Below are 5,012 nucleotides of genomic sequence, written 5' to 3' on the forward strand. Positions count from 1 at the left end.
GACCCTTTGCAACATGGCCATCGAGGCCGGGGCGCGCTCGGGGCTGGTGGCGCCTGACGAGACGACCCTGGCCTATCTGCGAGGGCTGCCGCGCGCGCCCGTTGGAGCGCTATGGGAGCGCGCGGTCTCCGACTGGCGCGGGCTCGCCACCGATCCTGGCGCATTCTACGACCGCGCCGTGGTGCTCGACGCCCCGCGGATCGCGCCTGTCGTCACCTGGGGAACCAGTCCCGCCGACATCGCGCCGATCACCGGCGCCGCGCCATTCCCCGACCGCATCGACGATCCGGCGCGCCGCGCGGCCATGATCGAGGCCTTGGCCTATATGGGTCTGGAGCCAGGCGCGCCGCTACAGGGCCTGGCGATCCAGAACGTCTTCATCGGCAGCTGCACCAACGGGCGGATCGAGGACCTGCGGGCCGCCGCCCGGGTGCTGCGCGGCCGCAGGATCGCCGACGGCGTCCGCCAGGCCCTGGTCGTGCCCGGCTCCGGCCGCGTCAGGGCCCAGGCGGAGGCCGAGGGTCTCGACCGCGTCTTCATCGAAGCCGGTTTCGAATGGCGCCAACCCGGCTGCTCGATGTGCCTGGGCATGAACCCGGATCGTACGCCGCCCGGGGAGCGCTGCGCCTCGACCTCCAACCGCAACTTCGTTGGCCGTCAGGGGCCGGGCGCGCGAACTCACCTGATGTCGCCGGCCATGGCCGCCGCCGCGGCGGTCGCCGGTCACCTGGAAGACGTTCGCCTGCTCATGGCCTGACCAATCGCCCGGGCCTGTCGGGCGATGGTCCGCCTTGAACAACCATGCTGCGATCGTCTCGCAGAATACGCGTGTGTCTTGCTTGGCGAGGGATTTGCTCCCAAGCTCCCCGCATCTGGCCCTGCGCGGATGAGCGTTACGCGCCCGCGCGGGACCGCCAGGAGGGCCTTCCGTGCTGAAACGTACCCTTTTGGGACTGCTGGCGATCATGGCCGTTGGCCTGGTCGGTTTCGGGGTTTTCGCCTGGCGTCCGGCGATCGGCGAAATCGCGCCGCCCGCGCCGTCCAGCTTCGCGCCGGATCTGGTAGCGCGCGGCGAGGTGCTGGCGGGGGCCGGTTATTGCGCGACCTGCCACACCACGAAAGGCGGTCAGCCGTTCGCGGGCGGCTACCCGATGAAGACGAGCTTCGGCGCGATCTACTCGACCAACATCACCCCCGATCCCAAGACCGGGATCGGGACCTGGTCGGAGGCGGCCTTCGACCGGGCGCTGCGCCAGGGGGTGGCCCGCGACGGTTCGCACCTGTTCCCGGCCCTGCCCTATGACCACTTCACCAAGCTGTCGGACGCCGACGTCTCGGCGCTCTACGCCTACATGATGACCCGGCCGGCGGTGGTCGCCCCGGCCAAGCGCAACGGCGTCCCGTTCCCGCTGAACATCCGCGCCCTGCAGGCCGGCTGGAAGCTGCTGTTCTTCAAGCCCGGCCGCTTCGAGCCCGACAACACCAAAAGCGCCGAGTGGAACCGCGGCGCTTATCTGGCCGAGGGCCTCAGCCACTGCGGCGCCTGCCACACGCCTCGCAACGTCCTGGGGGCGGAAAAGCGCGACAAGGCCTTCGCCGGCGCCGCTATCGACAACTGGATCGCTCCGCCGCTGACGGAGGCCAATCCTTCGCCCGCGCCTTGGGATCAGGCCGAGCTGGTCGCCTATCTGCGCACCGGCGTCAGCCGCTATCACGGCGTCGCCGCCGGTCCGATGGCGCCGGTGGTCCACGACGGCTTGAGCAAGCTGCCCCAAGCCGACATCCAGGCCCTGGCGGTCTATTTCGCCGATCGCGATGGCGCGGCGAGCCGGACCTCGGCGCTGGCGTCGGCCCTGCAAAGGGCGGCCGCCGCCGACCGCCTGAACGTCGGGCCACAGACCGATCCGTCGGCGCGGCTCTATACGGCGGCTTGCGCGTCCTGCCACTACAACGGCGCGGGCCAGCCCAATCCGCTGCGGCCCGACCTGGCCCTCAACAGCGCCGTCAATCTGGACGATCCGACCAACCTGATCCGAGTGGTGCTGTACGGCGTCGGCGCCAGGGACGGCGCGCCGGGGGTGGTGATGCCCGGCTTCAACCGCTTCAGCGACGCCGACGTCGCCAAGCTGGCGGCCTATCTGCGCGCCACCCGCACCGACAAGCCCGCCTGGCCCGACCTCGAGAAGAAGGTCGCGGCGATCCGCGCACAGGGAAAGTGAGCCCGCCATGACTCAGTTCACGATCAACGGCCGGGCCGTTTCCATCGACGCCGACGAGGATACGCCCCTGCTGTGGGTGATCCGCGACGACATCGGCCTGACCGGCACCAAGTTCGGCTGCGGGATCGGCATGTGCGGCGCCTGCACCGTCCATGTCGGCGGACGGGCGACGCGGTCCTGCATCACCCCGCTCAGCGCCGTCGACGGGGCCGAGGTGACGACGATCGAGGGCCTGGACCCGGCCGGCCAGCATCCCGTGCAGCAGGCCTGGCTGGACCTGCAGACCCCGCAGTGCGGCTACTGCCAGTCGGGCCAGATCATGCAGGCCGCGGCCATGCTCAAGGACTTCCCGGCGCCCACCGACCAGGACATCGATGCGACCATGAGCGGCAATCTCTGTCGCTGCATGACCTATGTCCGCATCCGCGCCGCCATCAAGCAGGCCGCCGCCGCGATGGGAGGCCAGGCGCCCAAGGCGATGGAGATCAAGTCGTGAGCCGCCTTCCGCCCCGAGACGGGAAGGGGGAGGGCGAGGCCGGCGGCTTCCTGTCGCGCCGCAACTTCCTGATCGCCTCGACCGGCGCGGGTCTGGCCTTCGGCTTTTCGGCCCTGGTCGAGGCGGCGATGGATCCGGCCACGCCTGGCGGCGCGCCGATAGCCAAGGCCGGGCCCCAGTTCGAGCCGACCCTGTGGTTCGCCATCGATGGCGAGGGGATCGTCACCGTCAACATCATCCGCGCCGAGATGGGCCAGCACGTGGGGACGGCCCTGGCCCGCATCCTGGCCGATGAGCTGGACGTGGCCTGGGACAAGGTGCGGATCGTCCACGTCGACACCGACCCCAAGTGGGGGCTGATGGTCACCGGCGGCAGTTGGTCGGTGTGGCAGACCTTCCCGATCTTCAGCCGGGCTGGAGCGGCCGGGCGCATCGCCCTGGTCGAGGCGGGGGCCAAGCTGTTGGGCGTGCCGCCAGCCGGCGGGACGGCGCGGGGCGGCGTCGTGCATGTCGGCGGCAAATCGATCTCCTATGGCGACATCGTCAAGCGCGGCGGCGTCGCGCGGCAGTTCACGCCCGACGAACTGGCCAAGCTGCCGATCAAGCCGGCCGCCGAGCGCAAGCTGATCGGCAAGCCGGGCAAGGCGCTGGACATCGCCGCCAAGACCAATGGAACCGCGGTCTACGGCATCGACGCCAAGGTTCCGGGCATGGTCTTCGCCCGGCCCAAGCTGCCACCGACCCGACATGGAGCCAAGGTGCTGTCGGTCGACGACGGCGCGGCCAAGAAGATCAAGGGCTACCTGCGCTGCCTGACGCTGGAGGATCCGTCCGACACCGTGCCTGGCTGGGTGCTGGTCATCGCCGAAACCTATCCCGCCGCCCTGCGCGCCTCGGAGCTGGTCAAGGTGACGTGGACCGCCGGGCCCGGCGCGAGCGTGTCCGAAAAGGACCTGCAGGACCACGCCGCCAGCCTGATCGCCAAGGCCGATGTCGGCTCGCTGCTGGACACCAAGACCGCCGACACCGCGCCGGCCTTCAAGGCGGCCAAGTCGGTGCTGGAACGGACCTACACCGCCGCCACCGTGCTGCACTTCCAGCTCGAGCCGCTGAACGCCCTGGCCTTCGAGAAGGACGGGGTGATGGAGATCCATACCGGCAACCAGTGGCAGAGCCTGATCCTGCCGACCCTGGCCAAGGCCCTGGGGCGCCCCGAGACCGGCGTCGTCATGCGCACCTACATGCTGGGCGGCGGCTTCGGGCGTCGGCTGAACGGCGACTATGCCGTGCCCGCCGCCCTGGCGGCCAAGGCGCTGGGCAAGCCGGTCAAGCTGGTGCTGACCCGGGAAGACGACGTGCGCTTCGACTCGGTGCGCTCGCCCTCGGTCCAGACCGTGCGCATGGCTTTCGACGGCGCGGGAAACATCCTGGCCCAGGAGCATCACGCCGCGGCCGGCTGGCCCACCCTGGCCAATGCGCCGGCCCTGATGCCCAAGGGCAAGAATGGCGTGACCTACGACCCCTTCTCGATCTCTGGCGCGGACCACTGGTATGAGGTCGGCGCCCACAAGGTGCGGGCCATCAACAACGACCTGGCCAATCAGACTTTCCGCCCCGGCTGGCTGCGTTCGGTGGGGCCGGGCTGGACCAACTGGGCCGGCGAGAGCTTCATCGACGAGGCCGCCCATCACCTGAAGATCGACCCGGTCGCCCTGCGCCTGAAACTGCTGACCGGCGCGGGCGCCAACGCCGGCGACGACGCCAGCGCCAAGGGCGGCGCGAAACGCCAGGCCGAGGTGGTGCGCCGCGCGGCCCAGGCCGCCGGATGGGGCCAGCCCCTGCCCAAGGACACCGCCCTGGGCCTGGCCACCAGCTTTGGCCAGGAACGCGACATGCCCACCTGGGTGGCTTGCGTGGCCAAGGTCCACGTGAACCGGACCAGCGGCGTGGTCACGGTTCAAAAGCTGACTGTGGTGACCGACGCCGGCACGATCGTCGATCCCGATGGCGCTCGGGCCCAGACGGAGGGTGGGGCGCTGTGGGGCTTGAGCATGGCCCTGCACGAGGGCACGGCGTTCGTGAACGGGCAGGTCAAGGACCTGAACCTCGACACCTATACGCCGCTGCGGATCTCAGACACGCCCGAGCTGGACATCCAGTTCGTCGATAGCGTCGAGGTTCCGGTCGGCCTGGGCGAGCCGGCGACGACGGTGGTCGCTCCGGCCATCGCCAACGCCATCTTCCGCGCCGTCGGCGTGCGCCTGCGGCACATCCCGATCACGCCGGCCGCCGTGCTG

4 protein-coding genes are annotated in these 5,012 nt (G+C 70.3%); all 4 read left to right on the forward strand.

Going from position 1 to position 5,012, the window contains the following annotated elements; all coding sequences use genetic code 11:
• A partial coding sequence (locus VJ655_RS08940) for an aconitase family protein (RefSeq protein ID WP_324110718.1) occupies nucleotides 1–757 on the forward strand: 757 nt, incomplete at its 5' end.
• 172 nt (nucleotides 758–929) lie between these two features.
• Entirely contained in the window at nucleotides 930–2,219 is a 1,290-nt protein-coding gene (locus VJ655_RS08945) for a cytochrome c (RefSeq protein ID WP_324110719.1), read from the forward strand.
• Nucleotides 2,220–2,226: 7 nt separating this feature from the next.
• Complete coding sequence (locus VJ655_RS08950; protein WP_324110720.1) at nucleotides 2,227–2,715, forward strand: (2Fe-2S)-binding protein; 489 nt, start codon at nucleotides 2,227–2,229, stop codon at nucleotides 2,713–2,715.
• On the forward strand, nucleotides 2,712–5,012 hold a 2,301-nt coding region (locus VJ655_RS08955; RefSeq protein WP_324110721.1), incomplete at its 3' end, for a xanthine dehydrogenase family protein molybdopterin-binding subunit. The genes VJ655_RS08950 and VJ655_RS08955, both read left to right, overlap by 4 nt.

The sequence above is a fragment of the Caulobacter sp. genome, assembly GCF_035254145.1.
GTDB lineage: Bacteria > Pseudomonadota > Alphaproteobacteria > Caulobacterales > Caulobacteraceae > Caulobacter.